The organism is Microbacterium oleivorans (assembly GCF_023715745.1).
GTDB lineage: Bacteria > Actinomycetota > Actinomycetes > Actinomycetales > Microbacteriaceae > Microbacterium > Microbacterium oleivorans_D.
Genome location: NZ_JAMBOV010000001.1, coordinates 780,789 through 807,003, shown reverse-complemented (window position 1 = coordinate 807,003; position 26,215 = coordinate 780,789). Strand labels below are relative to the sequence as shown.

General features: G+C 71.4%; 26 protein-coding genes. 14 read left to right on the top strand and 12 right to left on the bottom strand.

The window, feature by feature from the left end:
• The first annotated feature begins 8 nt into the window (after positions 1-8).
• The 4 genes from cofE to M3190_RS03755 all read left to right on the top strand — a co-directional run bounded on the left by cofE (position 9) and on the right by M3190_RS03755 (position 3,628).
• Positions 9-779 (top strand): coenzyme F420-0:L-glutamate ligase, encoded by a 771-nt coding sequence (gene cofE / locus M3190_RS03770; RefSeq protein WP_251578460.1) that lies wholly within the window; start codon positions 9-11, stop codon positions 777-779.
• A gap of 64 nt (positions 780-843) precedes the next feature.
• Positions 844-2,115, top strand: a complete 1,272-nt coding sequence (locus M3190_RS03765) for a sensor histidine kinase (protein WP_251578458.1) — start codon at positions 844-846, stop codon at positions 2,113-2,115.
• Positions 2,103-2,777, top strand: a complete 675-nt coding sequence (locus tag M3190_RS03760; RefSeq protein WP_251578456.1) for a response regulator — start codon at positions 2,103-2,105, stop codon at positions 2,775-2,777. Before M3190_RS03765 ends, M3190_RS03760 begins: the two co-directional genes overlap by 13 nt.
• The gene (locus tag M3190_RS03755; RefSeq protein ID WP_251578454.1) at positions 2,774-3,628 is read left to right on the top strand and encodes a DUF4097 domain-containing protein; all 855 of its coding nucleotides are present in this window, start codon (positions 2,774-2,776) and stop codon (positions 3,626-3,628) included. The genes M3190_RS03760 and M3190_RS03755 overlap by 4 nt, the downstream gene beginning before the upstream one ends.
• A gap of 87 nt (positions 3,629-3,715) precedes the next feature.
• Here M3190_RS03755 and aztD read toward each other — a convergent pair whose 3' ends face one another.
• From aztD to aztB, 4 genes are read right to left on the bottom strand one after another with little or no spacing between them, the layout of a single operon-like run.
• On the bottom strand, positions 3,716-4,903 hold the full coding sequence (gene aztD / locus M3190_RS03750; RefSeq protein ID WP_251578452.1) for a zinc metallochaperone AztD: 1,188 nt from the start codon (positions 4,901-4,903) through the stop codon (positions 3,716-3,718).
• Between the two features lie 23 nt (positions 4,904-4,926).
• Positions 4,927-5,823, bottom strand: a complete 897-nt coding sequence (locus M3190_RS03745) for a metal ABC transporter substrate-binding protein (RefSeq protein ID WP_251578450.1) — start codon at positions 5,821-5,823, stop codon at positions 4,927-4,929.
• Positions 5,820-7,007 (bottom strand): hypothetical protein, encoded by a 1,188-nt coding sequence (locus M3190_RS03740; RefSeq protein ID WP_251578448.1) that lies wholly within the window; start codon positions 7,005-7,007, stop codon positions 5,820-5,822. The genes M3190_RS03745 and M3190_RS03740 overlap by 4 nt, the downstream gene beginning before the upstream one ends.
• Positions 7,004-7,849 (bottom strand): zinc ABC transporter permease AztB, encoded by an 846-nt coding sequence (aztB, locus tag M3190_RS03735; protein ID WP_251578446.1) that lies wholly within the window; start codon positions 7,847-7,849, stop codon positions 7,004-7,006. The genes M3190_RS03740 and aztB overlap by 4 nt, the downstream gene beginning before the upstream one ends.
• Positions 7,850-7,903: 54 nt before the next feature.
• On the opposite strand from aztB, the gene aztA reads away from it, so the two are divergent.
• From aztA to M3190_RS03720, 3 genes are all read left to right on the top strand, one after another.
• A complete protein-coding gene (gene aztA / locus M3190_RS03730) occupies positions 7,904-8,608 on the top strand; it encodes a zinc ABC transporter ATP-binding protein AztA (RefSeq protein WP_251578444.1) in 705 nt (234 codons plus the stop codon).
• Entirely contained in the window at positions 8,605-10,287 is a 1,683-nt protein-coding gene (pgi, locus tag M3190_RS03725) for a glucose-6-phosphate isomerase (RefSeq protein WP_251578442.1), read from the top strand. The genes aztA and pgi overlap by 4 nt, the downstream gene beginning before the upstream one ends.
• A gap of 92 nt (positions 10,288-10,379) precedes the next feature.
• Positions 10,380-10,709, top strand: a complete 330-nt coding sequence (locus M3190_RS03720) for a DUF6176 family protein (protein WP_285875851.1) — start codon at positions 10,380-10,382, stop codon at positions 10,707-10,709.
• Positions 10,710-10,794: 85 nt separating this feature from the next.
• Here M3190_RS03720 and M3190_RS03715 read toward each other — a convergent pair whose 3' ends face one another.
• Positions 10,795-12,027: an HNH endonuclease signature motif containing protein gene (locus M3190_RS03715; RefSeq protein WP_251578437.1), complete on the bottom strand. Its 1,233-nt coding sequence runs from the start codon at positions 12,025-12,027 to the stop codon at positions 10,795-10,797.
• Positions 12,028-12,150: 123 nt separating this feature from the next.
• On the opposite strand from M3190_RS03715, the gene M3190_RS03710 reads away from it, so the two are divergent.
• Together M3190_RS03710 and M3190_RS03705 are read left to right on the top strand one after the other, a co-directional pair.
• Positions 12,151-12,762, top strand: a complete 612-nt coding sequence (locus tag M3190_RS03710) for a hypothetical protein (RefSeq protein ID WP_251578435.1) — start codon at positions 12,151-12,153, stop codon at positions 12,760-12,762.
• Between the two features lie 61 nt (positions 12,763-12,823).
• Positions 12,824-13,198 (top strand): VOC family protein, encoded by a 375-nt coding sequence (locus M3190_RS03705; RefSeq protein ID WP_251578433.1) that lies wholly within the window; start codon positions 12,824-12,826, stop codon positions 13,196-13,198.
• A 6-nt stretch (positions 13,199-13,204) separates the two neighbouring features.
• Here M3190_RS03705 and M3190_RS03700 read toward each other — a convergent pair whose 3' ends face one another.
• Both M3190_RS03700 and M3190_RS03695 read right to left on the bottom strand, forming a co-directional pair.
• Positions 13,205-13,786 carry a hypothetical protein gene (locus M3190_RS03700; protein WP_251578431.1) on the bottom strand — a complete coding sequence of 194 codons (582 nt, stop codon included), beginning with the start codon at positions 13,784-13,786 and terminating at the stop codon, positions 13,205-13,207.
• 32 nt (positions 13,787-13,818) lie between these two features.
• Positions 13,819-14,370 (bottom strand): helix-turn-helix domain-containing protein, encoded by a 552-nt coding sequence (locus tag M3190_RS03695; RefSeq protein ID WP_251578428.1) that lies wholly within the window; start codon positions 14,368-14,370, stop codon positions 13,819-13,821.
• A 67-nt stretch (positions 14,371-14,437) separates the two neighbouring features.
• Here M3190_RS03695 and M3190_RS03690 point away from each other — a divergent pair, with 67 nt between their 5' ends.
• Complete coding sequence (locus M3190_RS03690; protein ID WP_251578426.1) at positions 14,438-15,373, top strand: NAD(P)/FAD-dependent oxidoreductase; 936 nt, start codon at positions 14,438-14,440, stop codon at positions 15,371-15,373.
• On the opposite strand, the gene M3190_RS03685 is transcribed toward M3190_RS03690, so the two are convergent.
• A complete protein-coding gene (locus tag M3190_RS03685; RefSeq protein WP_251578424.1) occupies positions 15,356-15,994 on the bottom strand; it encodes a YdeI/OmpD-associated family protein in 639 nt (212 codons plus the stop codon). The two genes, M3190_RS03690 and M3190_RS03685, sit on opposite strands and share 18 nt — an antisense overlap.
• Before the next feature lie 33 nt (positions 15,995-16,027).
• A complete protein-coding gene (locus M3190_RS03680; protein ID WP_251578422.1) occupies positions 16,028-16,729 on the bottom strand; it encodes an NRDE family protein in 702 nt (233 codons plus the stop codon).
• Between the two features lie 42 nt (positions 16,730-16,771).
• Between M3190_RS03680 and coaBC the strand changes: the two genes are divergently transcribed.
• The 3 genes from coaBC to M3190_RS03665 are packed head-to-tail and all read left to right on the top strand — an operon-like array spanning position 16,772 to position 20,770.
• The gene (coaBC, locus tag M3190_RS03675) at positions 16,772-17,989 is read left to right on the top strand and encodes a bifunctional phosphopantothenoylcysteine decarboxylase/phosphopantothenate--cysteine ligase CoaBC (RefSeq protein ID WP_251578420.1); all 1,218 of its coding nucleotides are present in this window, start codon (positions 16,772-16,774) and stop codon (positions 17,987-17,989) included.
• A gap of 59 nt (positions 17,990-18,048) precedes the next feature.
• Positions 18,049-19,851 (top strand): AMP-dependent synthetase/ligase, encoded by a 1,803-nt coding sequence (locus M3190_RS03670; protein ID WP_251578419.1) that lies wholly within the window; start codon positions 18,049-18,051, stop codon positions 19,849-19,851.
• A gap of 19 nt (positions 19,852-19,870) precedes the next feature.
• Positions 19,871-20,770, top strand: coding sequence for a DUF1295 domain-containing protein (locus M3190_RS03665; protein ID WP_251578417.1), 900 nt, complete (start codon positions 19,871-19,873; stop codon positions 20,768-20,770).
• A gap of 125 nt (positions 20,771-20,895) precedes the next feature.
• Here M3190_RS03665 and M3190_RS03660 read toward each other — a convergent pair whose 3' ends face one another.
• The 3 genes from M3190_RS03660 to M3190_RS03650 are packed head-to-tail and all read right to left on the bottom strand — an operon-like array spanning position 20,896 to position 24,467.
• On the bottom strand, positions 20,896-22,980 hold the full coding sequence (locus M3190_RS03660; protein ID WP_251578415.1) for a S9 family peptidase: 2,085 nt from the start codon (positions 22,978-22,980) through the stop codon (positions 20,896-20,898).
• 44 nt (positions 22,981-23,024) lie between these two features.
• Positions 23,025-23,597, bottom strand: a complete 573-nt coding sequence (locus M3190_RS03655; RefSeq protein WP_251578413.1) for a cysteine hydrolase family protein — start codon at positions 23,595-23,597, stop codon at positions 23,025-23,027.
• Between the two features lie 36 nt (positions 23,598-23,633).
• Positions 23,634-24,467 carry a DUF72 domain-containing protein gene (locus M3190_RS03650; RefSeq protein ID WP_251578411.1) on the bottom strand — a complete coding sequence of 278 codons (834 nt, stop codon included), beginning with the start codon at positions 24,465-24,467 and terminating at the stop codon, positions 23,634-23,636.
• 95 nt (positions 24,468-24,562) lie between these two features.
• On the opposite strand from M3190_RS03650, the gene M3190_RS03645 reads away from it, so the two are divergent.
• Positions 24,563-26,212 (top strand): RecQ family ATP-dependent DNA helicase, encoded by a 1,650-nt coding sequence (locus tag M3190_RS03645; RefSeq protein WP_251578409.1) that lies wholly within the window; start codon positions 24,563-24,565, stop codon positions 26,210-26,212.
• Positions 26,213-26,215: the final 3 nt, after the last annotated feature.

Sequence of the window (26,215 nt, the reverse complement as noted above, 5' to 3'; positions counted from 1 at the left end):
CTGGGCCGATGCCCGACGCTCCCGCACCGCTGACCGTCTGGCCGCTCACCGGGATCGGCGAGATAGGCCCCGGCACCGACCTGGTCGAGGAGATCGTGGCGGCCTCGGCCGGAACCCTCCGGGACGGCGACATCCTGGTCGTCACCAGCAAGATCGTTTCCAAGGCCGAGGGCCGTTACCGCCCGGCGGCGGACCGCGATGCGGCGATCGCCGAGGAGAGCGTGCGCGTCGTCGCCGAGAACGAAGCGGGCACGGTCCGGATCGTCGAGAGCCGCTTGGGCATCGTCGCCGCGGCCGCAGGAGTCGATGCGAGTAACACCCCCGAGGGTCTGATCCTGCTGCTGCCCGAGGATCCCGATGCGTCGGCGCGCGCCCTGGCCGTCGGCATCCGCGAACGGACCGCCGCCCGCATCGGCGTGATCGTGTCCGACACGCTCGGCCGCGCGTGGCGCGAGGGCCAGACCGACTGCGCGATCGGCGCGGCGGGGGTCGTCGTCATCGAGGACCTGCGCGGGGCGACGGATGCCTCGGGCCGGCCCCTCGCCGTCACGCTGCCCTGCGTCGCCGACGAGCTCGCCGGCGCCGCCGACCTCGTCAAGCGCAAGTCGAGCGGGATGCCGGTGGCCGTCGTCCGCGGCCGTGGGGACCTCGTGGGGGACCTCGACCTCCCCGGGGCGCGTTCGATCGTCCGGCCGGCCGAGCGCGACCTGTTCGGCGAGGGGACGCGCGAGGCGTACGCCCGCGGCTTCTCCGACGGCGCCACGACGTCCGGGGGATAACCCGAACGGAGGTCTCCGGTCGGCCCGGATGTGGCCCGCGCACCCCACCCCTAGCGTGGGGAACATGACATCCGACACCTCCGCGCCGCCTCGGCGGCTGCGCCCGATGCGGCGCCTCGGCGCGCTCGCACAGCTCGCCGCGGTCGCCGTGGCGGGCACCGGCATCCTCACCACCGTCGTCACCCTGTTCAGCACGGGGATCGGGACGATCCTCATCCTGGGTGTCGGTGCCCTCTTCCTCGTCGCCGCGCTCTACCTCGCGTGGGCCGCGTCGTGGCTCGAGCACGAGCGCGCTGAGGGCCTGTACCGTCACGGCATCCCGCAGCTGCGGATCCGCACGAGCGGGGAGCCGGGATTCCGCGGACTGATGCGCACCCTGTGGCTCCAGCTCATCGACGGCGGGATGTGGCGCGGCATCGGCAGCCTCGCGATCGCCACCGTGCTCGGATGGATCGTCATCGCGGCGACGTGGGCGGTGATTACCTCGATCGGTCTCGCCTTCTCACCGCTGTCGGGCCGGTCGGACGGCACCCTGCCCCTCGCCGGGATCGCCGTCTCGGACGGCTGGGCCGTCGCCGGCGGTGTCATCGCGGCCCTCGTCAGCCTCGGTGTCCTCTTCGGCGTCTCGCTCCTCGACGACCTCCTCACGCGGTCGATCCTCGTGCCCTCGCGCGAGGCGATCCTCGCCGAGCAGGCGCGGACGGCGGGCGTGCAGCGGGCGGGCGCGGTCCGCGCCAGCGAGGTCGAGCGCACCCGCATCGAGCGCGATCTGCACGACGGCGTCCAGCCCCGGCTCGTCTCGGTCGGGATGACCCTCGGCATGGCGCAGCAGAAGATCGACTCCGACCCGGTCGCCGCGAAAGCGCTCATCGACGAGGCGCACACCTCGACGAAGGCCGCCATCACCGAGCTGCGCCAACTGGCCCGCGGTATCCACGCCTCCGTCCTCGACGACCGCGGACTGGATGCCGCCCTCTCGGCCCTCGCGGCACGGTCCCACGTCCCCGTCGCGCTCGACGTCCGCCTCGACGAGCGCTGCAGCGCAACCGCGGAGGCCGCCGCCTACTTCGTCATCGCCGAGTCGCTGACGAACGCCGCCAAGCACGCTCGCGCCACCGAGGTGCGCGTCGTGGTCCGCAGCCGCGGCGACGCCCAGACCGGTCGTCTCATCTGGGCGCGCGTCGAGGACAACGGCATCGGCGGAGCCCGCGTGCTCCCCGGCGGCGGTCTCGACGGGATCATGAACCGGGTGCTCGCCGCCGGCGGCACCGCGACGCTCGACAGCCCGGCCGGCGGGCCGACGGCTCTGGAGGTGACGGTCCCGTGCGCATCCTGATCTGCGAGGATTCGACGCTGCTGCGCGAGGGTTTGGTGCGCGTCCTCGAGGACGCCGGTCACTCCGTCGTCGCGGCGCTCCCGAACGCCGACGGCATCGTCGAGCAGGTCACCGAGACCGAGCCGGAGCTGTGCATCCTCGACGTGCGGCTGCCCCCTACCTTCACCGACGAGGGCATCCGGGCCGCGCTGGCGCTGCGGGCGCAGCATCCGTCCCTGCCCGTCCTGGTGCTCAGCCAGTACGTCGAGGAGCGGTACGCGAGCGACCTCATCACCGGGCAGAACGCCGCCCTCGGGTACCTGCTCAAGGACCGCGTCGCCGACGTGCGGGACTTCCTCGACTCGATCGACCGGATCGCCGCCGGCGCCACGGTCCTCGACCCCGAGGTCGTCGCGCAGCTGCTGACGCGCCGGGCGCGGGACGAGCGGATGTCGCGCCTCACCGACCGGGAACGCTCGGTGCTCGCGCTCATCGCCGAGGGCAAGAGCAACGCGGCCATCGCGGGTGCGCTGTTCGTCTCGGAGGCGAGCGTCGAGAAGTACATCACCTCCCTCTTCCAGAAGCTCGGCCTCGAACAGGACGAGCACGGCAACCGGCGGGTGCTCGCGGCGCTCGTCCATCTCGAACACGGCCGACCCGACCAGAACGGAACGAACCGATGAGCATCGACCTCACTCCCCCGCCCACCGCCGCGCCCCCGGCCGGTCCGCAGCCGCCGCGGCAGACGCGGCCGTCGGCACAGATCGTCGCGATCATCGCGATCTGCCTCGGCGGGCTCCTGCTCCTCGGCGCCCTCCTGTCGGGGATCGGCTCGATCGCGTACGCGGCGTCGCGCGGCAGCGACGGCGGGACGGCGGACACCAGCGGTGTCGAGGCGCTGTCGCTCGACGTCTCGGCGGGACACGTCGTCGTCCAGTACGCCGATGTCGACGGGGCGATCCTCGAGGTCGCCGGCGGCGACGGCAACTGGCGGCTCGAGCGCCGCGGCGACACCCTGGCCGTCACCAACAACCGCCCCTGGTGGGCCCTCCAGGGCGGGTTCAGCTGGAACGACAACCGCGCCACGCTGACGTTGCCCGCCGAGATGGCCGAGCAGAAGCTCGAGGCGGACTTCGACGTCGCCGCGGGCTCGCTCACCGCCGACGGCACCTACGGCCGGCTCGACCTGCACGTCGGAGCGGGCGACGCGGATGTCTCGGGCAGCGCCGACGACCTGCGCGTCGACGTGAGCGCCGGTGAGGCCGACGTCCGTATCGACGGCGCCCAGCAGGCGAGCATGACCATCGGCGCCGGGCAGATCATCGCCGACGTGACGGGGACCTCGCTCGACAGCGTCCGGGTGGACGTCAGCGCCGGCACCCTGGTCGGCACCCTCCCCGACGGCACGTACGACGTGACGTCCGAGGTCTCGGCGGGCTCGTTCGACAACCAGCTCGAGACCGCCGACGGCGCCGCCCGCACCGTCGACGTGCAGGTCTCCGCCGGCTCCGTCACCCTCCGCCCCGCCGACTGACCTCTCACGCGCCGCGAGCCGACGCGAAGTGCGCTCCACAGATGGTGGAGACAGCACTTCGCGTCGGCTCGACGCCGTGTGGGGAGGTCAGCCCACGACGGCGATCTCGTTGGGGATGTGGTCGAGGGCGACGGTGTGGACGATCTCGTCGGTCTCCAGGTCGATCACGACGAGCTCGCTGTCGGCGGGGTCGGTCACGTAGGCCAAGGAGCCCGCGACCTTGACCGAGGGGTGGGGGTCCTGCCACTCGGCCGGACCCTCCCACGGGTCGACGACCGGAAGGGATGCCGTGATCTCGCCGGTGGCCGGGTCGATCGTGTGCAGGTTGCCGTCGGTGCCGATGAGCACGGCCTCGTCGTCCGGGCCGCGACCGACGCCGCGGTAGGTGTACTCGACGCCGTCGGGCAGCGCGATCTTCTCGAGCGTCCCCGCGGCCGTGTCTACGAGGGCGATGTTGCGGAGGAGGTAGCCCTCGGCATCCGGGTCGTCCTTGTAGTCCATGACGACGAGCGGGCTGTCATCGGAGACGTAGGCGTTGCCGATCCGGCCGTACTCGTCGGGCGAGGTGAGCTTCGTGATCTCGCCGTCCTTCACGACGAGGGCGCCGTTCTCGCAGCCGAAGACGACAGCCTCGTCCTTCGCGGTGCCCTCACCGTGGACGCCGGGGCACTCGTCGTTCGACGCCACGTCGTTCCGGTCGGCATCGAGGACACGGATGCCGGTGCGCCCCGACTCGTCGCCGACCGTCGTCAGCAGGGTGCCGTCCTCCAGCTCGACCGAGACGCCGTGATGCGCCGTGACGCCCGGGATCACCTCGGCCTCGGGCAGCTCGCCGTCGGTCTCGGCGAGTGCGGCGGAGTCGAAGATGGTCGTGTCGCTGGTGGCGTCGTCGTAGAGCACGGTCGTGCCCGCGTGGGAGACGACGTGCCCCGCGGCCGCGGCCGGCACGACGAGGTCGGTGAGTTCGGGCTCCTGCGCGTCGAGGAGCTGGAAGCCCTTCGACGTCGTCACCATCACATGGCGGCCGTCGCCGGCGGCGTTCAGGCGGATGAAGTCCTCGGAGGCGAACTCTCCGAGGTTGTCGTAGTCCTCGCCGCCGAGGACGAGCACCCCGCCCTCGTAAGCGACGGCGACGCGGGGACCGTCCGCCGGCGTACCGCTCTGCGGGGGCTCCGAGGCGCCCGGTGCGGATGCGGGCGCGCCGGCGGACGCGCAGCCCGCCAGCACGAGGGCAGCGGCGCCGGCCAGGGCGCCGAACTGCAGGGTCTTCTTCATGGGTTTCCTTTCCAGGGAATGCCTCATCGGGTGAGGCCGTCGGAGATGCTCTGCAGGTTGCGTCGCATCATGTCGAGGTAGGTGCCGCCCGGGGAGCCTTCCGGGGCGAGGGATTCGGTGAAGAGCGAGACGACGTCGACGTCGCGGCCGGCTTCGTCGGCCAGCACCTGCATGAGCCGGTCGGGCTGCGACGAGTCGGCGAAGATCGTCGTCACGCCGGCCTCGTCGATCGCGTCGACGAGGTCCTGCAGGTCGGCGGCGCTGGGGGCCGCGAGCGTCGTGCCCCCGGGGATCGCAGCCCCGAGGATGCGCACGTCGTACCGCCGTGCGAGGTACCCGAACACGTGATGGTTGGTCACGAGGGCGCGGTGCTCCGCGGGGATCGCGCCGAGGGTGTCGGCCATCTCGGCATCCAGCGCGGCCAGCTCGTCGAGGTACGCGACGGCGGCCTCGTCGATGACGGATGCCTCCACCCCGTCGACCTGCGCGAGTTCCGGCACGAGCGCCTCGACGACCCGGGCCGTCTGGGTGGGGTCGGTCCAGAAGTGCGGGTCGACGACGTCGGCGTCCGCGTAGTCGAGAGGATCGATATGGTCTCCCGCGACGAACGAGACGGCGCCGTCGGCGACGGCGGCGTCGACGTGGTGCTGCACGCCCTCTTCGAGCCCGAGGCCGTTGGACACGAGCAGGTCGGCGGTGCGCAGGGTCGCCGCCTCGCGCGCCGACAACTCGAACGAGTGCGGGTCGCTTCCGCGCGGCATGAGCGTGACGACCTCGATCTGGTCACCGACGAGGTTCGCGGTGATGTCGCCGAGCAGGTCGGTCGTGACGACGACGGTCGCCCGGTCGGGAGCAGCTGCGGCGCAGCCCGAGAGCGCGGCGAGCGCGGCGACGGCGATCGCCGCGAACGCGCGCCTCATCGGCCGGTCTCCGCAAAGAAGGCCGGCGCGTCCGTCGTCGCGAAGGTGCGCGCGATCCGCGCGGCGTCGGCGTAGTCGATCTCGACGAGCGCGTTCTCGGCGGGGCCGTTCAGGTAGACGCGGTTCGCGTCCACCTGCAGCGTGACACCCGCGGCGACGTCCGGATCGCTGAGGGATGCCGAGACGAGCGGCTCGGTGCGACCGAGGGCCCTCCCGGTCGCGCCGTCGACCACGAGCACCTCCCCCGCCGTCGTGAGGGCGACGACGTGCTGGTCGACGTCGTCGACCGCGCTCACGCGGGCGAGGGGCTCGCCCGCGTCGATGCGGCTCCACGCGCGCTCACGGGTGTCGAGCAGCCAGAACGCGTCGCCCCCGGTGGGTCCGGCGACGGTCGGGCGCCCTTCGCGTGCCGAGAACGAGAGCGCCCGGTCGGTGGCGCCGTCGGGGTATGGGATGCGCTCGAATGTCGTGCCGTCGGCATCCGTCACGGCCAGGACCGCGCCGTCCGTGCAGCCGACCACGACGCCCACGTTCGTGGCGATCGAGCCGGCGGGCTCGTCGCACGGGACGGTCCGCTGCGTCGCGCCCTCCGCATCGACGTGCCGGAGACCGTCGGCATCCGTCACCAGCGCTCCGGTCGGGAGGGGGACGACCATGCCGGCACCGGCAAGCGCGTCGAGGCGGAAGCGCTCCACGACGCGTCCGTCCTTCAGGGCGTCGAGGTCGAGGAGGACGGCTTCTCCCCCGTCGAAGTGGACTCCGGCACCGAGGTCGCTCGCGACCACGGTCGGCTCGCCGTCGCCGGCGAGGTCGGCGAGGACGGCGGCGGGGGCCTCGTAGTAGTGGAAGTGGTCGACGTGGTTCCAGGTCCACACGCCGCTGTCGACGATCGAGACGCCGCCGTCTCGGCCGGCGTAGAGGAAGCGCCCGTCGGTCTCGAGCGAGGTCGGCGCCGCGATCTCCCCGAGCGGCTCGACCTGTTCGTCGAGCAGGTCGAGGTGGTGGACCGCGCCGGTGGGCGAGACGCTCGTGAGGTGCAAGGCGGGTTCGGCGAACTCGGTGGCGCCCGCGATGGCGCCGTGGTCGTCCTCCTCCGGGGCGGAGTCGGGCACGGGGGTGGACTGGCACGCAGCGAGAGTCAGGACGAGAACGGGCAGGAGGGCGATCGGGACGCAGCGGTTCATGCGGTCCTTTCGTCGGGGGTGGAGCGGGTGAGAGGAATGAGTGAGCGGATGCCGGTGGACGCCGCACCGGAGCAGATCGCGGTGAACGCGACGGTGGCCCCGGCCGCGGTGCCCAGGTGCCACGACAGGACGAGCCCGACCGCGACGGCGACGATGCCGATGACGGCGGCGAGCGTCATCGTGGGGACGATGCGTCGGGTCCAGGCGCCGGCGGCGACGGCGGGCCCGAGCAGCATGCCGACCACCAGGAGCGAGCCGACGGCCTGGTAGGCCGAGACGACCGCCAGCGTCACGAGCCCCACGAGGAGGACGTGCGCGAGACGGGGACGAAGACCCAGCAGCTGCGCCTGCCGCGGATCGACCGCGAGGGCGACGAACGCGCGGTGTCCCGCGGCGGCGGCGAGCAGGGTGACGATCGCGGCGATCGCGAGCAGCACGAGGTCGCTCTCTTCGACGGCGAGGATGTCGCCGAAGAGGATCGCCGACGCGTCCGTCGCGAAGCTGCGGGAGGCGGAGATGACGATGACGCCGAGCGACAGACTCGCGACGAAGAGCAGGCCGATGCTGGTGTCGGCCGACAGCCGTCCGCGACGCTGGAGCGCGCCGACACCGAGCGACATCGCGGCGGCGCTGACGGCGGCGCCGGCGACGGGCGGGAACCCGGTGAGGGTCGCGAGGGCGATGCCGGGCAGCATCCCGTGCGCCATCGCCTCGCCGAGGAACGCCATGCCTCGGAGCACGACCCATGTCCCGACGACCGCGCAGACGACGGCGACGAGCGCACCGCCGACGAGGGCGCGCTGGACGAACGCGACGGCGAACGGGTCGAGGAGGGCGGACACGCTGCCTGACTGTACACGTAATTGAGAACGGTTTTCATTTGCAATAATGGCGGGATGCCGCCTCCCGCTGAGCCCGTCGTCCGTCTCCGTGACGTCCGTGTCGACCTCGAGGGTCACCGTGCACTCGATGGTGTCGACCTCGACATCCACGCCGGACGGTTGACGGCCGTGGTGGGGGCGAACGGATCGGGGAAGTCGACGCTCGTCTCGGTGCTCGCCGGGTTCCGCGCGCCGACGTCCGGCACCGCGGAGCTGCGCGCCGGTACCGCGGTCGCGCTCGTCGCACAGCACACGGCGGACGCCGCGCGGCTCCCGCTGTCGGTGACCGATCTCGTGTCGATGGGCCGGTGGCGGGAGCGAGGAGCCTTTCGGCCGTTGCGGCGGAGTGATCGCGCGACCGTCTCAGAGGCGATCGATGCGGTCGGGTTGACCCCGCTCGCGTCGCGGCCGCTCGGCGCACTGTCCGGTGGTCAGCGTCAGCGCGCGTTCGTCGCGCAGGCCCTCGCACAGGACGCGGATCTGCTGCTGCTCGACGAGCCGACGAGCGGTCTCGACGACGTGTCGCGGCGGGCCGCGGCATCCGCTCTCCGGGTCGCGACGAGCCGCGGCGCGGCGGTCGTCGTCGTGACGCACGACCTCGGCGAACTCGGGGACGTCGATGAGGTGGTGACGCTGGCGGACGGGCGCATCAGCGACCGCCGGGGCCGGTCCGTCATGCGTGGACGGACCCTCGAGAACGTCGGTACCGTTGAGGGGTGACCAACGCTCCGATCGACGCCACCACCACCTCCGCCTGGGCTGAACTCGAGTCGCTGAAGGCGGGCTTCACGCCCGATCTGCGCGGCTGGTTCGCGTCGGACCCGGAGCGCGTCGCGAAGCTCACGCACGACGTCGCCGACCTGCACGTCGACCTGTCGAAGAACCTCGTGACCGATGAGATCGTCGCCGCGCTGGTCCGCCTCGCGGAGCAGACCGGAGTCGCCGAGCGGTATGCCGCGATGCTCGCGGGTGAGCACATAAACACGACGGAGGACCGCGCGGTGCTGCACACGGCGCTGCGCCGTCCGGCCGACGCCGTGCCCTCGCTGACGGTCGACGGCAAGGACGTGGATGCCGACGTGCAGGGCGTGCTCGACGCGATGGCGGAGTTCGCCGGACGGGTGCGCTCAGGCGAGTTCACCGGCGTCACGGGCAAGAAGGTCGAGACGGTCGTCAACATCGGCATCGGCGGCTCGGACCTCGGGCCCGTCATGATCTCGGCGGCGCTGGAGCCCTACGCGGATGCCGGCATCTCGGCACGGTTCGTCTCGAACATCGACCCGTTCGACATCGCGTCGAAGACGAAGGACCTCGACCCCGAGACGACGCTCTTCATCGTCGCGTCGAAGACGTTCACGACGCTCGAGACCCTGACGAACGCGCGTCTGGCACGCGACTGGCTGTGGGAGGGCCTCGCGTCGGCAGGGGCGATCGACGGCAGCGACGAGCAGAAGAAGGATGCCGTCGCCCACCACTTCGTCGCGGTCTCGACGGCGCTCGACAAGGTCGCCGAGTTCGGCATCGACACCGCGAACGCGTTCGGCTTCTGGGACTGGGTCGGCGGCCGGTACTCGGTCGATTCGGCGATCGGGCTGTCGCTCGTGATCGAGTTCGGACCCGACACGTTCCGCGAGCTGCTCGCCGGCTTCCACGCCGTGGACGAGCACGTCCGGACCACGCCGCTGGCGGAGAACGTCCCCGTTCTGATGGGTCTGCTGAACGTCTGGTACACGAACTTCCTGGGCGCGCAGTCGCACGCCGTGCTGCCGTACGCGCAGCAGCTCAGCCGGTTCGCCGCGTACCTGCAGCAGCTGACGATGGAGTCGAACGGCAAGTCGGTGCGCTGGGACGGGTCTCCCGTCACGACGGACACCGGCGAGGTGTTCTGGGGCGAGCCGGGGACGAACGGGCAGCACGCGTTCTACCAGCTGATCCACCAGGGCACTCGATTGATCCCGGCGGACTTCATCGCATTCGCGAACCCGGCCTATGCGTTGACGGACGGCGACCGCGACGTGCACGGCCTGTTCCTGGCCAACTTCCTCGCGCAGACGAAGGCGCTCGCGTTCGGTAAGACGGCCGAGGAGGTCGAGGCCGAGGGCACGAAGGGTGCTCTCGTCGCGGCACGCACGTTCCCCGGCAACCGTCCGACGACGTCGATCTTCGCCCCGGCGCTGACGCCGAAGGTTCTGGGCGAGCTCGTCGCGCTGTACGAGCACATCACCTTCACGCAGGGTGCGATCTGGGGCATCAACTCGTTCGACCAGTGGGGTGTGGAGCTCGGCAAGCAGCTGGCCCTGCAGATCGCGCCGGCGATCGAGGGTGACACCGAGGCGCTCGAGGCTCAGGATGCCTCGACGAAGGCGCTGCTCGAGTACTACCGCGACCACCGCGCCTGAGGCTCGTGCGTCGAGTTCCTGTTCACGCCTCGCAGCCCAGCTCGAGCGCGTCCCTCGACGCGTGCCGCTTCCGGTCTCGTTGATCTCGTGCTCTGATCCATCTCGTCGCTCGGCGCCTTCGCCCTGATCATCGCGATCGAGTCATCGACTGGTTGCGAGAGCTCGATGGTCCTCGTCGCGCCGAGGCGCTGGAATCTCTCACGGCCGAGGGCATCGATCATGAGACGGCGATGGTGATCGATACGAGTGAGGGCCCGATCATCGTCTACGCGATGCAGACGGATGATCTCGAGCGCTCCCGGGCGGTCGCGGACGAGTCACCACGCCCCGTGGACGCAGAGCATCGCTCTGTGATGCGCGCCGCGGACGACGGCCCGGCGACCGGCGAGATCGTCCTCGATCTGCGCTCGGATGGACGCTAGTCGAGCTTGCAAGATCTCGATCCGACTCGGATCTTCGCAGACGAAAGCGGTAGGACGGGTGATGGCGTGCGTCCGTATCGGGTGCTCAGAACGGTGGTGGTCCGGGTGGGTCGACGGTGAAGGTCGGGATGCGGCGTTCGGGGTGGACGAGGTAGACGCGTCCGGCGGGTGAGGTCCATTCGAGCGCGCCGCCGGGTCTGGCTCGGACCTGCCAGTCGGTCTGGTGTTTGAGGGTGTGGTGCCCGCGGCACAGCGGGGCGAGGTTGCTCGCGGCGGTGGTTCCGCCGTGGTGCCAGTCGGTGGTGTGGTCGATGTCGCACCGGTCGGCGGGGATCCCGCATCCGGGGGCCATGCATCGTGCGGCCCGCCACACGACCAGCCGGCGGAGGTCTGCGGGTGGCCGGTAGGTGTCGCGTCCGACGGAGAGGACGACCCCGGTCTCTGGGTGGGTGAGCACTCGCATCCACCCGGCTGCTGCCCCGCACAACTCCCGCGCCTTCTCGACCGGGATCGGTCCGATCCCGTCGAGCTGCGCCGCGGGCCCCTCGCCGGTGAGGAGCGTGAGGGCGGGAACCGTGACCGTCACGGTCGGACGGATGCCTCGTGCCTTCGCCGGCAGCGACTCGGTCTCTCCGTCGATCAGGAGATCCCCGAACACGTCCGCGCGCTTCTGATCCAGGGACCGGTCATCGTCGAGAGTTTTCGCGATCGCGGTGATCCGGCCGAGGATCGCGTGCGCTTCCACCGCGGGCAGGTGCGCGGTCAACCACGCCATCCCATCCACACCCGCGTCCACCCGGACGTGCCGGTAGGCGACCGCCGCGGCGTGCTGCTGCGCGAGGGCCGCTTCCTGTTCCCGGTCGACGATGCGTTTCACCGCCCGCCGGAACGGACCCGTCGACTGTTCCTCCGCCAGGCTCAGCACCTCGTGGATGAGCCCTGCGGTCACGTTCTCGACCTGGTCGAGGCCGTCGACGATGATCGTCGCGTGGGTCTCGGTGATCACCGCGCGGCTCATCGCCTCCCACACCTGCGGGTACCGGCGCATCAGCGCATGACCGACGCCCATGAGACGTCCCGCGGCGTGCTCCGTGATCCGCAACGCAGCCGCGACCTCGAGCCGCACCGACCGTTCCACGAACGCGACCGGTTCCTCCCGCCGCCGCGCATCGGCGATCGCGTCATCCCACAACTCGACGATGCACGCATACCGTTGCGCCGCATGCACCGTCGCCATGTCGGCGCACATCACCACCCAGTCCAGCGCGGTCGGGATCCCCTCGGGGACCTCGTCGCGAGCATCGGGCGAACTGGACATAGTCCCAGACTAGGAGGGGGTTCCGACATCCCCTCCGGCACCGCGGGGCGCCCTGATCCACCTCGGTCTCACACTCGGCATCCCCGCACCCGCGCGCCTCACCCCACCCGCTAGCGTGCTGACATGCGCGGACGCAGACTCACGTGGACGATCGGCGGCATCGGTCTCATCGCATCAGGCGTCGCCGGCATCCTGCTCAGCGCGACGCTGGGGTCGTCTCTCACCGACTTCCTCGGCTTCCTCGTCGACATCCTGTGGGCGGGCGCGTGCCTGGTCTTCGCCATCGGTGGGTCAACGCGCGACAGCGTCACCGCCCGCAGACCGCTCGGGACGACGACACTCGTCCTGCTCGCCCTCTGGTCTCTCGCGATGCGCGTCGTCGGCCTCTTCCAGGACCCGATGAACCCGACCCCCCTCATCCCGTGGGAGGTCTCCACATTCGTCCCTCTCGCGCTCGGCATCGTCGCTGTCGTGCAGATCGCACGCGCCGGTGTCGTTCCGCGCCGTTGGCGGTGGACGCCCGCCATCGCCCTCGGCGTGCAGGTGGCGTCTGTCGCGCTCGGCCAGCTCCTGATGATGGATCCGGCCACCGCCATGCAGGCGATCGGTCTCGCATCGGCGCTCGGGATGCTCGGGTTCCTCGCCGGGACCGTCGGGCTCGGCATCATCGCGCTCGTCGCGGTCGCGTCGGAGCGCCCGGCATCCGTCGCGGTCTACTCGTCGCCCACCGAATGACCCTGGACAACTCCCTCCCGCAGCGGGACCCTGGTCGCATACCCGGACGAAGGAGACGGCCATGTTCCAGGTCGACGGCGCCTACAGCGGATTCGCGGTCGACGACCTCGACGCGGCGAGGACGTTCTATGCCGAAACGCTCGGCCTCGAGGTCGCCACGCTCGACAACGGCTTCCTTCAGCTGCGCCTCGCATCGGGCGCGTCCGTTTTGGTTTACGGCAAGCCGAACCATGAGCCCGCCGGCTTCACGATCCTCAATTTCCCCGTCGATGACGTCGACGCCGCCGTCGACGAGCTCAACGCGAAAGGCGTCGTGACCTCGATCTACGACGACATGCCCACCGACTCCAAGGGCATCATGCGCGAGACGGACGGCCCGGTGATCGCGTGGTTCCGCGACCCTGCCGGCAACGTGCTCTCGGTCCACGAGCGCTGACGAGCGTCAGGGCTCCCAGTACCCCACCGCGCACAGCAGTCGCGTCTCGTCGTCCGCATCCGCGGGCGGCTCGATCGCCGGAGGGAAGACACCCCACTGGCGCCATTCATCGGCATGCGGCACGACGTGCTCGTTCAATCCCGCGATCAGCTCCGGCGACAGGCGGAACGGGATGCCGAGACGCTTCGCGATGAGCCACGCCTGGAACGCGCGGTAGGTCGCCATGTGCGCATAGCCCTCTTCCGCCGGGTAGTCGCCGTACTGGAAGCGGAACACCGTGCCCGGCGCGACCCCGTCGCGCACCGCGGCTGTCGCCGTGTCGTTCAGCCGGTCGTAGGATCCGATCGGGTCGTCGCCAAGCAGATCCGCATGCCGGAACTCGTCGCCGTCCGCGATGGACTTCCCCGCCAGCACGCCGGGGATCCACGCCTCGTCGTACGCGTGCGCGAAGACGATGTCACGGAAGGTCGGGTCAGGGGTGGTCGTCCACTCCTGCGGCGCCGGCTTGGAGAGATCGGCCGGATCGATGCGATCGATGACGGACCGCAACGCGGCATCCGCCTGGAGGAACAGCTCATCGGCTCTCATGTCGACACCGTACGGCCCGCCCCCGACATCCGTCATGACCCGTGGACGTGGATACGCTCCCCCGATGCGCTGAAGATGCTCACCACCTCGGCCGGGCCCTCCGACGTGGCGCTGATGCTGTGCGGCAGTCGTGTGTCGAACTCCGCCGCCTCGCCCGCACCGATGCGGTGCTCCTGTCCGTCCAGGACGAGGCGGATGGTGCCGCTCAGCACGTAGAACCACTCCACGCCCTCGTGCACCTTCGGCGCGGGCGCCTCGTCCGAGGCGGGGAAACGGATCTTGTACGTCTGCACCGGCGAGTGCTCGAGAGTGAGCGGAGCGACGACCATGCCGTGCCGCCGCTCGGTCGCCCGCCGCACCCGCGGGTCGGCAGGCTCACCCCGCACGAGGTCGTCGAGGCGCAGCTCGAGCACCGACACGAGCGGCAGCAGCAGCTCGAGGGATGCCTGGCGTCGCCCGGACTCCAGCCGCGACAGCGTGCTCATCGACATCCCTGCCTTCGCCGCCAGATCGGCCAGCGTCCAGCCGCGTTGCTGCCGGGCGGCGCGCAACCGGGGGCCGACACGGGTGAGATCCATCGCCATGAGGTCCAGTTTGCCATTTCGGCAAGATCATTTGCCCCACACGTTCGTCTCGCCGCAGGCTGGAGCCATGACAGACACCCTCTACGACGCCGTCATCGTCGGCGGCGGCGCCGCCGGCCTCAGCGCCGCTCAGATGCTCGGCCGCGCCCGCCGACGCACGCTCGTCATCGACGCGGGAGCACCCCGCAACCGCTTCGCCGCACACATGCACGGCGTGCTCGGGCACGACGGCCGATCCCCCGCGGAGCTCGTCGAGATGGGCCGAGCCGATGCCCGGGCCTATGGCGTCGAGTTCCTCGAGGCGAGTGTCTTCTCCGTCGCGGACAGCGGCGACCGTCTCACCGTCGCACACGAGCACGGCTCGGTCTCCGCCCGCGGGATCGTGATCACGACCGGTGTCGTCGACGACCTCCCCGACGTCCCAGGAGTGCGCGAGCAGTGGGGTCGCGGGGTCTTCCACTGCCCCTACTGCCACGGGTACGAGGTCGCTGGGCGCCGCCTCGGTGTGCTCACCACGTCGCCGGCGAGCCTGCATCAGATCGAACTCATCCGGCAATGGACCGACGACGTCACGGCATTCACGGCAGCGATGGGTGAGCTCGACGCGACGATCGCGGGACGACTCACGGCGCGCGGCATCCGCCTCGTCACCGCCCCGGTCTCGCGCCTGCGGATCGAGGAAGACGACATCGTCGCCGCGATCACCGCGGACGGCGCCGAGCATTCGATCGACGCGCTGCTCACCGCGCCGACACCCCGGCTCCACCTCGGCTTCGCCGAGAACCTGTCACTGGCCGTCTCGGACAACCCGGGCGAGGGACTCCGCGTCGACATGCGAGGCGCCACGAGCCACCCGCGCGTGTTCGCCGCAGGCAACGTCGTCAGCCCCTTCGGCAACGTCCCCCTCTCGATGGGTCAGGGATCGATGGCAGGCGCCGGCCTCAACGCCGCACTCGTCACCGAGGACGCGGACCGCGCGGCCCGGTCACTCGCGCGCAGCTGACGCGGCGGCGGCTGCACGCGCGAGCCACGCGGGCGGCTCACCGTACCGCTGGAACGGCACGAGCCGCCCGGCCGCGGAGTCCTCGACGAGGGTGGCGAGCCGATCGGCGCGCGTCTGCTCGCGCTTCGCGCTCTGCACCCAGTTCGCGACCGCTCGTCGGTAGGACGGCGTCGCCGCATCCCAGAACGCCTGCGCCGCGGGGTTCGCGGCGAGGGACGCCGCCTGCTCGGTCGTCAGCTCGTTGCGCTGCTCGTGCGAATAGACGCCGGTGCGGTCGGCCGTGCGCTTCTCGTAGGCGGCCAGTCCGGCCGGATGCATCCGCCCCTCGGCCTGCAGGCGTTCGACGTGCGCGATGTTGACGGCGCTCCACACCGAGCGCGGCCCTCGCGGCGTCCAGCGCTGGATCCGCGCGCCGTCGCCGATGCTGCGGTTGGCCGAGTCGATCCACCCGAAGCGCAGCGCCTCGGGGACGGCGTCGGCCCACGTCAGACCCTGACGCGGATCGCCCTTCCGGTAGAACACCGTCCACACCTCAGCGGCGGTCGTGTGATTCGCCTCGAGCCAGTCGCCGAACTCCGCCGACGACGCGAAGAAGATCGGATCGGATGCCGGTTCCGCCATGCCCGCGAAGCTACCACCGCCATCCGACACTGGTCAGCGCAGCTGCAGACTGTTCCAGGCGCCCGGCTCGTCGAGCTCGCCGTAGACGACCTCGGCAGCGGTCTCGGAGACGGATGCCGCGCACACGAGCAGTGACAGGGTCGGGTATCCGTGCGGCCGGTTGTCGCGGATGATCGCGCGGTCGTCCGTCGGCGGCAGCGCCGTCGTGCGCTCGAGGGCGGCGAGCCACTCCGTCACCCAGTCCTCTCCCGACGGCGCGGCGAAGGCGTCGTGCCACGCGGCGATGCGGGCCGTCTTCGGGTCGTCGACGTCGTCGTGCGCGATCATGTGCACGCCCGGCGCCAGGTCGACGGTGCGGACGGCCTCGCCGTCCCACATCGACACGCGGGCGCGTCCGGGCGTCACCGTCAGGAGATTGAACCCGTGCGTCGCCGGCGAGTCCGGCAGGTCCCGCCCGGATGCCGCGTCGAGCACGATGTGCCCCCGAGACCCGGTCGCCCGCGAGTCGTCGATGAGATCGGCCCGGTTGAGGACGACCGCCAGCCGAGCGCCAGCGGGGTCGGCCGCGAGCCACGCCCCGCCGGCGCGGGTGTCGCGCACACCGATGACCCCGGGCAGCTCGGGCCACCACGGCCCCAGCGGGTCCCACGCCCGCAGCGGATCCTCGTCGCGGACCGCGAGCACACGGATCGCCGCCGCGGGATCCTCGGGGACGTGGACGATGACGGTGCACATCGTTCCGGCCTTTCGCGTCCGGCCCCGTGGGAGGATCGGACCATGTTCGTCGTCGTGGGCGTCTCGGGCGGCATCGCCGCGTACAAGACGGTGCAGGTGGTGCGTGCGCTGGTGACCAACGGGCACGAGGTGCACGTTGTTCCCACCGAGGACTCGCTCCGCTTCGTGGGGACCGCCACCTGGGAGGCGATCAGCCGCCATCCTGTCACGACGAGTGTGCACGACGACGTCGCCGAGGTGCGCCACGTCGCGCTCGGCACCCAGGCCGACCTCGTGATCGTCGCGCCCGCCACCGCGAACACGCTGGCCAAGATGGCTGCCGGGATCTCGGACAACCTCCTCGGCGTCACGCTCCTTGCCACGACCGCGCCGGTCGTCGTCGCCCCCGCGATGCACACCGCCATGTGGGACCACGCCGCGACGCAGGCGAACATCACCACCCTCCGCGACCGCGGCGTATACGTCGTCGGTCCCGCCGACGGACCGTTGACCGGCGGCGACAGCGGACCCGGCCGGATGGCGGAGCCGGACGAGATCGTCGCCGAGGCCCTAGCCCTCGTCGAGCGCGAGCCGGAGGCGCCGGCGGGCGACCTCGCCGGTCTGACGGTCGTCGTGTCGACCGGCGGCACGCGCGAGCCGATCGACCCGGTCCGCTACATCGGCAATCGCTCGAGCGGCAAGCAGGGCGTCGCCGTCGCGCTCGCGGCCGCCGACCGCGGCGCGTACGTGCACCTCGTCGCCGCCCACGTCGACGGCAGCGTGCTCGACACCGCCCTGCACCACCCCAGGATCGCCGTCGAACGGGCTCTCACGGCGGCGGAGATGGATACCGCGATGCGCGCCGCGGCCGGCGGATCCGACGTCGTCGTCATGGCCGCCGCCGTCGCCGATTTCTCCGTGCCCGAGGTCTCAGACGTCAAGATCCGCAAAGAGGACGGCACCGTCACGCTCGACCTGATCGAGAACCCCGACATCCTCATCGGACTGGTGCGGGAGCGTGGCGCGGGACAGACGATCGTCGGCTTCGCGGCCGAGACCGCCGCTGACGAGGCGGAGCTGCAGGAGCGCGGCATCCGCAAACGTGCCCGGAAAGGCGTCGACCTGCTCGCTGTGAACCGCGTCGGCTGGCAGCAGGGCTTCGAGTCGGCTCGCAACGCCGTGCTGTTCGTCGACACGTCCGACCAGGTCACCGCTCGCGCGGAGGGCTCGAAGCGCGCCGTCGCCGACGCCCTGTGGGACGCGGTCCTGCGCCTGCGCTGAACCGTGCCAGGGCGCGGAGCCCGAGGCATCCGATCCGCTGATCGCTCCGAACCATCTGCGTGCCGCAGATACACACTCCCCTTCTCGCGCCCGCGGACGGGTACCGCAACGTCACCGACCTGCTCGTCCGGCGGGCGCAGCACGCCCCCGACCACGCCGCGTTCGACGTCCCCGTGGGCGACGGCTCGTGGCAGCAGGTCTCGACGGAACAGTTCCTCGCCGACGTCCGCCGGCTCGCAAAGGGTTTCGTGGCCGCGGGAGTCGCCCCCGGTGACAGCCTCGCGATCCTCGCCTCGACCCGCTACGAGTGGGCGGTCACCGACCTCGCCGCGTGGTTCGCCGGGGCGGTCGTCGTCCCCGTCTACGAGACGTCGTCGCCCGTCCAGGTCGCCGGCATCGTGCGCGACGCGGGCGTCGTGCTGGGAGTCGGCGGGACCGAGGCGCAGACGAAGCTGCTCACCGACGGGTTCGCCGAGACCGGTACCGGCCGACTCGGCGCCTACGCGATGGACCCCCGCAACCGGGTGACCGGCGGCATCCCGGTTCTCGACGACCTGCGAAAGCGCGTCGACGAGGTGACGGATGCCGACCTCGAGCAGCGTCGCACCGTCGCCGACCGCGACTCGCCCGCGACGATCGTCTACACCTCGGGCACGACGGGCGAACCCAAGGGCGCCGTCCTGACCCATGCCAACTTCCTGGGGCAGGTCCTGAACATCGCCGCGGCGTACGGAGAGGTCGTGCACGAGCGCGGGAACACCATCATCTTCCTGCCCCTCGCGCACGTCCTGGCACGCGGCCTCCAGCTCATCTGCCTCGCGAACGGGATGCGCATCGCTCACCTCAGCGAGCCGAGCACCGTCGTCGAGACCCTGCCCGTCCTGCGGCCGACCTTCCTCGTCGTCGTGCCGCGCGTGCTGGAGCGCATCCAGGCGGCCGCCGGGCAGAAGGCCGACGCGGCACGACTCGCCCGCGTCTGGCGCGCGGCGGTCGTCACCGCTGTCGCGGCCGGCCGCGAGGCCGAGCGGAGCGCGGACGGGAAGGCACCGGCATCCGTGCGGCATCGTCTGTTCGACGTGCTGTTCTACCGCCGACTCCGTGCCGTCATGGGTGGGCGCGTGGACTACATCCTGTCGGGCGGGGCGCGGCTGGACCCCGAGGTGTCGCTCTTCTTCCGCGGCCTCGGCGTCCCGGTGATCGAGGGGTACGGGCTCACCGAGACGACCGCGCCGCTCACCGGCAACCTGCCGGGCGACATCCGCGCCGGCACCGTCGGTCGGCCGCTGCCCGGATCCACCGTGCGCATCGACGAGAACGGTGAGATCCTCGCGCAGGGGATCGGTGTCTTCCGCGGCTACCGCGACCCCGCGCACGACGCCGACGCGTTCGTCGACGGGTTCTTCCGCACCGGCGACCTCGGACGGTTCGACGACGACGGACGGCTCATCATCGAGGGGCGCGCCAAGGACGTCATCGTGACCTCCACCGGAAAGACCGTCGTTCCGGCGCCGTGGGAGTTCGCCGTCGAAGCGGACCCGCTCATCTCGCATGCCGTCATGGTCGGCGAGGGGCGCTCCTACCTCTCGGCGCTCATCCTCCTCGACCCCGAAGAGGCAGCCTCCCGCGGCGGGGTGCCTGTCCCCGGCGCGCTGCGGGAGGTCGCCGACGAGGAGCTCCGCAGCCGCATCCAACGCACCGTGGACGCCGCCAACGCCCTCGTGTCACGCAGCGAGCAGGTCCGGCAGTTCGTCCTCCTCGCCGCCGACCTCACCGACACGACCATCGTCACCCCGACGCTCAAGATCAAGCGTCGCAACCTGCTCGAGCGCGGCTCCGACGTCGTCGCCGCCCTCTACCGCTGACTTCACCCGAAAGGCCCCCATGTCTGCGCAGAACCGTTCCGCCCTGATCACCGTGGTCGTGGGGCTCGTCATCGGCGCTCTGGTCGCGCTGGCCGGAAGTCAGGGCGGCGCCACGGTCGGCGGCGTGCCCGTCTTCGCGATCGCCGTCGCGGCCGCCTTCGCCGTCCAGGTGCTGGTCTACATCCCGTCGGCGATCGCCCGCACGGAGCGGTTCTTCGACGCGACGGGCAGCGCGACATTCATCCTCGTGACGGTCGGCGTCCTGCTGCTGTCACCGACGCCGGACGCACGCGCGATCGCGCTCGCGCTCATGGTGATCGTCTGGGCGGTGCGGCTGGGTTCGTTCCTGTTCATCCGCATCCACCGTTCCGGCAGCGACGACCGCTTCGACGACATCAAGGTGAACCCGCTCTCGTTCCTGCGCGTCTGGATCATGCAGGGCCTGTGGGTCAGCATCACCGCCGCGGCGGCGTGGATCGCGATCGCCTCGGGCGACCGGAGCGGACTCGACGTCTTCGCGGTGATGGGCATCGTCGTCTGGATCGTCGGAATGCTGATCGAGGTCGTCGCCGACGCGCAGAAGACCGCGTTCACGGCCGATCCCGCGAACAGGGGCCGCTTCATCCGGACCGGGCTGTGGTCGCGGTCGCGGCATCCCAACTACTTCGGCGAGATCCTCGCCTGGGTCGGCGTCGCGATCGTGGCCGCCCCCGTCTTCGAGGGCTGGCAGTGGATCGGCCTGCTGTCGCCGGTGTTCGTGATCCTGCTCCTCACCCGCGTCAGCGGCGTGCCGCTGCTCGAGAAGAAGGCCGACAAGCGATGGGGCGGCGACGCCGATTACGAGGCCTACAAGACCGCGACGCCGGTGCTCGTGCCGACCATCGTGCGGCCGAAGGCAGCCAAGGCCGCAGCGCGCTGACGCGCTGGCGCTTTCACCGACGACCGGGGCTCGGGCGCCCCGGGGGACGCCGCGCACGGGTGTGTGCGCCGGGGTCCGGAGAGCGGGTACGTGGGGGCGTACCCGCTCTTCCGAGTAAGCCCGGGTCAGCCGAGCCCGGCGACCTTCGGTGCGGGTTCGCCGTGCACGTGCTCGCCGAGGAAGCCGAACACGGTCTCGTACCAGACGACCGCGTGCTGGGGCTTGAGCACCCAGTGGTTCTCGTCGGGGAAGTACAGGAACCGGTGGACGGTCGACCCGTCGTCCTCGCCGAAGTGCTCGTTCAGCTCCGACCACAGCCGCAGGCTCTCGCCGATCGGCACGCGGTAGTCGCGGTCGCCGTGGATGACCAGGAGCGGCGTCGAGATGTCCTCGACGTAGCGGTGGGGCGAGTTCTCGATCATCGCCTCGGGCGTGAAGATCTCCTGCCAGTACGACGAGCTGTCGGTCGTCCCGGCGAACTGGTCGAGCGACCACAGGCTCGCGTGCGTCACGATCGCGCGGAACCGGTCGGTGTGCCCGGCGACCCAGTTCGCCATGTACCCGCCGAACGAGCCGCCCATCGCGGCGGTCTTCGTTTCGTCGACGTCGGCGCGCGCGACGACCTCATCGGTGATCGACATGAGGTCGGTGTAGGGCTTGCCGCCCCAGCTGTTCCAGCCGCGCGCGATGAAGTCGAGTCCGTACCCGGTCGACAGGGCCGGGTCGGGCAGCAGCACGGCGTAGCCGCGGGCGAGGGCGAGCTGCGGGTTCCACCGCCAGCTCCACGCGTTCCAGCTGTTCAGCGGCCCGCCGTGGATCCACAGGAGCAGGGGTGCGGGGGATGCCGCATCCGCCCCCTCGGGCAGGAGCAGCCAGCCGCGCACCCGCGCGCCGTCCTCGGCCGTCGTCTCGACCTCCGTCATCGTGCCCGCAGGCGTCGGCAGCGGAGCCGGGGTCACGAGGGGCGTCACGGCGCCGTCCGGGTCGATGCGGACCGGATGCGGCGGCACCATCCACGACGAGCGCAGCGCGACGAGCGCACCCGTCGCACGGTCGACGGACACGTTCGAGTAGGCGTGCTCGTCCGTCGTCAGCTGCTCCGGAGCGCCGCCGTCCAGCGGGACGCGGAACACCGGACCGCGGCCGTCCTGGTCGGCGGTCACGATGAGTGCCGCGTCGTCGTGGGCGAACGCGAGTCCCGTCGGCCAGCGGTCCCAGCCCTCGGCGAGACGGCGGGGTGAGGTTCCGTCGATCCCGGCGACCCACAGTTCCTGGTCGGCAGGTCCCGTCGGGTCGGAGAACGCCGCCCGGATGTAGGCGACGCGCGTGCCGTCGTGGCTGACGACGGGTGATTCGAAGTACGTCGAGCGCTCCTCGAAGAGGGTCGTCCGCTCCCCCGACGCGACGTCGATCGAGACGATCGCGAACCGCTCGGCACGCCCCTGCGGGAACCGCATCGCGGCGATGAGCGTGCGCCCGTCGGGCGTGAGGGCGGCGCCGGCGGCGTCGGCCGTGCGACCCGGCGCGGGTGTCAGGTCGCGCGGGCGCGGGAGGGACGCGGGATACGGCGTCGTGGCATCCGGTTCGTCCTCCGCCGCGTCGGAGGCGGCGAACGACCGGACCGAGTCGGAGAGGTCGCCGAGCTCGAGGGCCATCAGGTGCGGCTCGGCGGGGCCGAGGTCGTGGTCCCAGAACCGCACCGGGTAGGTGGTGTGCAGGATCGCCGACAGCTTGCGCTTCTTGCGTTCGGCGCGCAGCTTCGCGTCGGCCTCGACCGAGTCGGCGGACGGCAGCAGGTCTGCTGAGAGGACGGCGACGGATGCCGCTTCCGCGACGGCGGCGAGGCCCGAGACTCCCCCGGCCAGGCGTGTGATCGCCCGCGCCTCCCCACCGGCGGCCGGCAGCAGCCACAGCTGCGCCGCCTCGTCCTCGCCGTCGCCTTCCGCGTCGGGGCGCGCGCTCACGAAGAGCAGGTCGCCGTCCGCGGTGAATGCGGCACCCTGCTCGCCCTTCGCCGACCGGGTGAGGCGGCGAGCCGTCCCACCGCCGGTCGCCGGGACCTCCCACAGCGCGCGGTCGTAGCCGGTCTTGTCCGCGGTCAGAGTCGCGACGGTGAGCACCGCGCGGGTGCCGTCCGGCGAGAGGGCGACGGCGTCGATGCGGGGCAGGGCGATGTAGTCCTCGAGCGAGGCGAAGGGAGTCTGGGGCATCCCTCCACGCTAACCGCGGACCCCGCCGCGGCGACAGGATCGGTTCAGCGGAGCAGGTCGGCGGTGGAGACGACGGTCGCGAACTCGCCGTCGAGGTTGGTGGCCGTGACCGCCGCCAGCGTCTCGGCAGAGACGACCGAGCCGTCGGGCGCGGTGCGGTCGAACGAGTGGGTCGCGTCGAGGGCGACGTACACGTCGTACCCGAGGTTGCCGCCGACGCGCGCGGTGGTCTCGCAGCAGTGGTTGGTCGAGATGCCGGTCACGACGAACTGCCGGACACCGCTCTCTCGCAACCACGCGTCGAGATCCGGCGCGCCGTGGAACGACGAGTTCACGCTCTTGGTGACGAGCAGGTCGGGGATGCCGGTGATCTCAGGCTTGAGGTCGTTGCCGGGCTGCCCCGGTCGCAAGGGCGACACCTCGGACGTCGAGTCGTGCCGGACGAACACGACCGGCCAGCCGCGCCCCCGCCACCGCTCGATGAGCGCGGCGATGTTCGCTTCGCAGGCGGGGTTGTCGCGTCGTCCCCAGTACGCGACGTCGTCGAAGCCCCGCTGCACGTCGACGACGAGAAGGGCGGCACGGTCGAGCGTGACCTCACGCGGCGGGATCTGCACGGTCCGAGCCTGACACGTCGCACGTCCCGGCGGCTGTCACGGAACGGAGGGATCCTGCCGAACCCGCTCCCCCAACGCGACGGCGTCGTGCGGCGCGAAGCCGCGCGCATCGTTGTCGAAGTAGACGAACACGTCGCGGGCGGGTTCGCCTCCCGCCCACCCGCGGATACGTTCCGCCCACGCGTCCAGCTGCTCCGGCGTGTACCCGCTCGCGTACAGATCCTCGGCGCCGTGCAGCCGGACGTAGGTGAAGGATGCCGTCTGCTCCCCGAACGCCGGGAACCGCCCGGCGGTGTCGGCGACCACCAGGGCCACATCGTGTTCCCGCAGGATCGCGGCGGCACCCGGATCCTCGTACGACGGCGAGCGCGGCTCGAGGGCGTAGCGGATCGGACGGTGGGCGTCGATCTGCAGCCAGGCACGGCCGTCGACACGGGCGTCGTGCCGGCGCGCGAGGGCGAGGGCCTCTCCCGTCGTGCGCGGAAGCCCGCGCAGGAAGGCGTCGAGGGCCTCGGGGTCGAACGCGAGCCGCTCAGGCAGCTGCCAGAGCACCGGCCCGAGCTTCGCTCCGAGGGCGAGGACGCCCGACGCGAAGAAGTTCGCGAGCGCCGTCTCGACTCCCCGCAGTCGCAGCATGTGCGAGACGTAGCGCGATCCCTTGACCGCGAAGACGAAGTCGTCGGGGGTCTCATCGCGCCAGCGCGTATAGCTGGTGGGACGCTGCAGGGAGTAGAACGAGCCGTTGAGTTCGACCGTCGGCATCCGCTCGGCGACGTAGGCGAGCTCGCGCCGCTGCACGAGGCCGCGTGGGTAGAAGTCGCCGCGCCAGCGCGGGTAGCGCCACCCTGAGATCCCGACCCTCACCGTCATCGTCATCGCTCCTTCCCGTCCGCCTGACCCTGTGCCGCCGCGGGGTCGGTGTCAAGGGTGTCCGCGGATGCCGCTTCGTCGGCGACCGTGGATGCATGCCAGGCCGCTCCACCTCTGCACCGTTCACCCCCGATCGCGCCGAGGTCGAGCGCGTCGCCGCCGAACGGTTCGGGCTGACGCAGCTGCGTCCCGCGCAGCTCGACGCGATCGAGGCGGCCGCCGCGGGGCGCGACGTGATGGTGGTGTGGGCGACGGGGTCCGGCAAATCGGCTGTCTACCAGGTCGCCGCGGCGCTGCGCCCGGGGGTCACCGTCGTGGTGTCGCCGCTCATCGCCCTGCAGGAGGACCAGCTCGCCGGTCTCGAGCACGCCCCCGACGCCCCGGTCGCGGTCGCACTGAACTCCGGCCGCGGCGAGCGCGCGCGGGACGAGGCGTGGCGCCGGCTTCGGGACGGCGAGGCGACCTACGTCCTGCTCGCACCGGAACAGCTCGCGAACGACGAGGTGGTGGCCGAGCTCGCGGAGCTCGACATCGCTCTTCTCGCTGTCGACGAGGCGCATTGCATCGCCTCGTGGGGGCACGACTTCCGCCCCGACTATCTGGGGCTCGGTGAGGTCGCTGCGCGGCTCGGACGGCCCCCGATCCTCGCACTGACCGCGACGGCATCCACTCCCGTGCGCGAGGAGATCTCCGCCCGCCTCGGCCTCGATGACCCGTCCGTGCACATCGGCGATGTCGACCGTCCGTCGATCAGCCTCGGTGTACGTCGACACGGCGACGACCGCGAGAAGCGCGCCGCCGTCATCGACGAGGTCGCCTCCCTCCCCGTGCCGGGGCTGCTCTACACGTCCACGCGACGGTCGGCGGAGCTGTACGCGGAGGAGCTGATCGAACGCGGCCGACGGGCGCGGGCGTACCACGCGGGCCTCCCGGCGAGAGAGCGCGCCGAGGTGCACCGGCAGTTCCTCTGCGACGAGCTCGACGTCGTCGTGGCGACGAGCGCCTTCGGGATGGGGATCGACAAGGAGAACGTGCGGTTCGTCATCCACGCCGACGTCCCCGAGTCGATCGACGCCTACTTCCAAGAGCTCGGCCGGGCCGGCCGCGACGGAGAGGAGGCGCACGGCACCCTGCACTACCGCTCCGAGGACCTCGCCCTACGGCGCTACTTCGCGACGAAGAACCCGGATGCCGCCGAGCTGAGCACCCTCATGCGCGCCATGTCGACACGGGCGCGCACGAAGTCCGCCCTCGCGAAGGATTCCGGGCTCTCACCTCGGCGCGTCACCGGCCTGCTCACCCTGCTCGTCGACACCGGGTCCGCCCGCACGTCGAAGTCAGGCGTCTCGCTGCGCCGGAACCTCGATGAGCGTGCCGCGGTGAAGGCCGCGCTCGAACGGGTCGAGGAACGCGAGCGCATCGAGCGCTCGCGCATCGAGACGATGCGCGAGTATGCCGAGACGCGGCGCTGCCGCCGTCAGGTGCTGCTCGGCTACTTCGGGCAGGAGCTCGACGAGCCGTGCGGCAACTGCGACACGTGCGCGAGCGGTTCGGCCGAGGCGGGCGCGCGAGCCGCGGCGTCGGCCCCCTTCGACGTCGACGAGAAGGTCTCGCACCGCGAGTGGGGCGCAGGCACGGTCGTCTCGATCGATGACGACCGGATGCGGGTGTTCTTCGAGAGCGAGGGCTACAAGGTGCTCTCGCTCGAGATCGTCGAGCGAGAGCACCTTCTGAAGGCGGGCTGACGC

What these genes read in the sequence shown, in the direction of transcription:
- cofE (WP_251578460.1), top strand. Translation starts at nt 9, where the DNA reads ATGCCCGACGCTCCCGCACCGCTGACCGTCTGGCCGCTCACCGGGATC.
- M3190_RS03700 (WP_251578431.1), bottom strand. Translation starts at nt 13,786, where the DNA reads ATGAGAGCCGATGAGCTGTTCCTCCAGGCGGATGCCGCGTTGCGGTCC.
- M3190_RS03740 (WP_251578448.1), bottom strand. Translation starts at nt 7,007, where the DNA reads ATGAACCGCTGCGTCCCGATCGCCCTCCTGCCCGTTCTCGTCCTGACT.
- M3190_RS03690 (WP_251578426.1), top strand. Translation starts at nt 14,438, where the DNA reads ATGACAGACACCCTCTACGACGCCGTCATCGTCGGCGGCGGCGCCGCC.
- M3190_RS03685 (WP_251578424.1), bottom strand. Translation starts at nt 15,994, where the DNA reads ATGGCGGAACCGGCATCCGATCCGATCTTCTTCGCGTCGTCGGCGGAG.
- M3190_RS03680 (WP_251578422.1), bottom strand. Translation starts at nt 16,729, where the DNA reads ATGTGCACCGTCATCGTCCACGTCCCCGAGGATCCCGCGGCGGCGATC.
- M3190_RS03710 (WP_251578435.1), top strand. Translation starts at nt 12,151, where the DNA reads ATGCGCGGACGCAGACTCACGTGGACGATCGGCGGCATCGGTCTCATC.
- M3190_RS03665 (WP_251578417.1), top strand. Translation starts at nt 19,871, where the DNA reads ATGTCTGCGCAGAACCGTTCCGCCCTGATCACCGTGGTCGTGGGGCTC.
- M3190_RS03705 (WP_251578433.1), top strand. Translation starts at nt 12,824, where the DNA reads ATGTTCCAGGTCGACGGCGCCTACAGCGGATTCGCGGTCGACGACCTC.
- M3190_RS03650 (WP_251578411.1), bottom strand. Translation starts at nt 24,467, where the DNA reads ATGACGGTGAGGGTCGGGATCTCAGGGTGGCGCTACCCGCGCTGGCGC.
- M3190_RS03745 (WP_251578450.1), bottom strand. Translation starts at nt 5,823, where the DNA reads ATGAGGCGCGCGTTCGCGGCGATCGCCGTCGCCGCGCTCGCCGCGCTC.
- M3190_RS03660 (WP_251578415.1), bottom strand. Translation starts at nt 22,980, where the DNA reads ATGCCCCAGACTCCCTTCGCCTCGCTCGAGGACTACATCGCCCTGCCC.
- M3190_RS03765 (WP_251578458.1), top strand. Translation starts at nt 844, where the DNA reads ATGACATCCGACACCTCCGCGCCGCCTCGGCGGCTGCGCCCGATGCGG.
- aztA (WP_251578444.1), top strand. Translation starts at nt 7,904, where the DNA reads ATGCCGCCTCCCGCTGAGCCCGTCGTCCGTCTCCGTGACGTCCGTGTC.
- M3190_RS03755 (WP_251578454.1), top strand. Translation starts at nt 2,774, where the DNA reads ATGAGCATCGACCTCACTCCCCCGCCCACCGCCGCGCCCCCGGCCGGT.
- aztD (WP_251578452.1), bottom strand. Translation starts at nt 4,903, where the DNA reads ATGAAGAAGACCCTGCAGTTCGGCGCCCTGGCCGGCGCCGCTGCCCTC.
- M3190_RS03645 (WP_251578409.1), top strand. Translation starts at nt 24,563, where the DNA reads ATGCCAGGCCGCTCCACCTCTGCACCGTTCACCCCCGATCGCGCCGAG.
- M3190_RS03715 (WP_251578437.1), bottom strand. Translation starts at nt 12,027, where the DNA reads ATGTCCAGTTCGCCCGATGCTCGCGACGAGGTCCCCGAGGGGATCCCG.
- coaBC (WP_251578420.1), top strand. Translation starts at nt 16,772, where the DNA reads ATGTTCGTCGTCGTGGGCGTCTCGGGCGGCATCGCCGCGTACAAGACG.
- M3190_RS03695 (WP_251578428.1), bottom strand. Translation starts at nt 14,370, where the DNA reads ATGGCGATGGATCTCACCCGTGTCGGCCCCCGGTTGCGCGCCGCCCGG.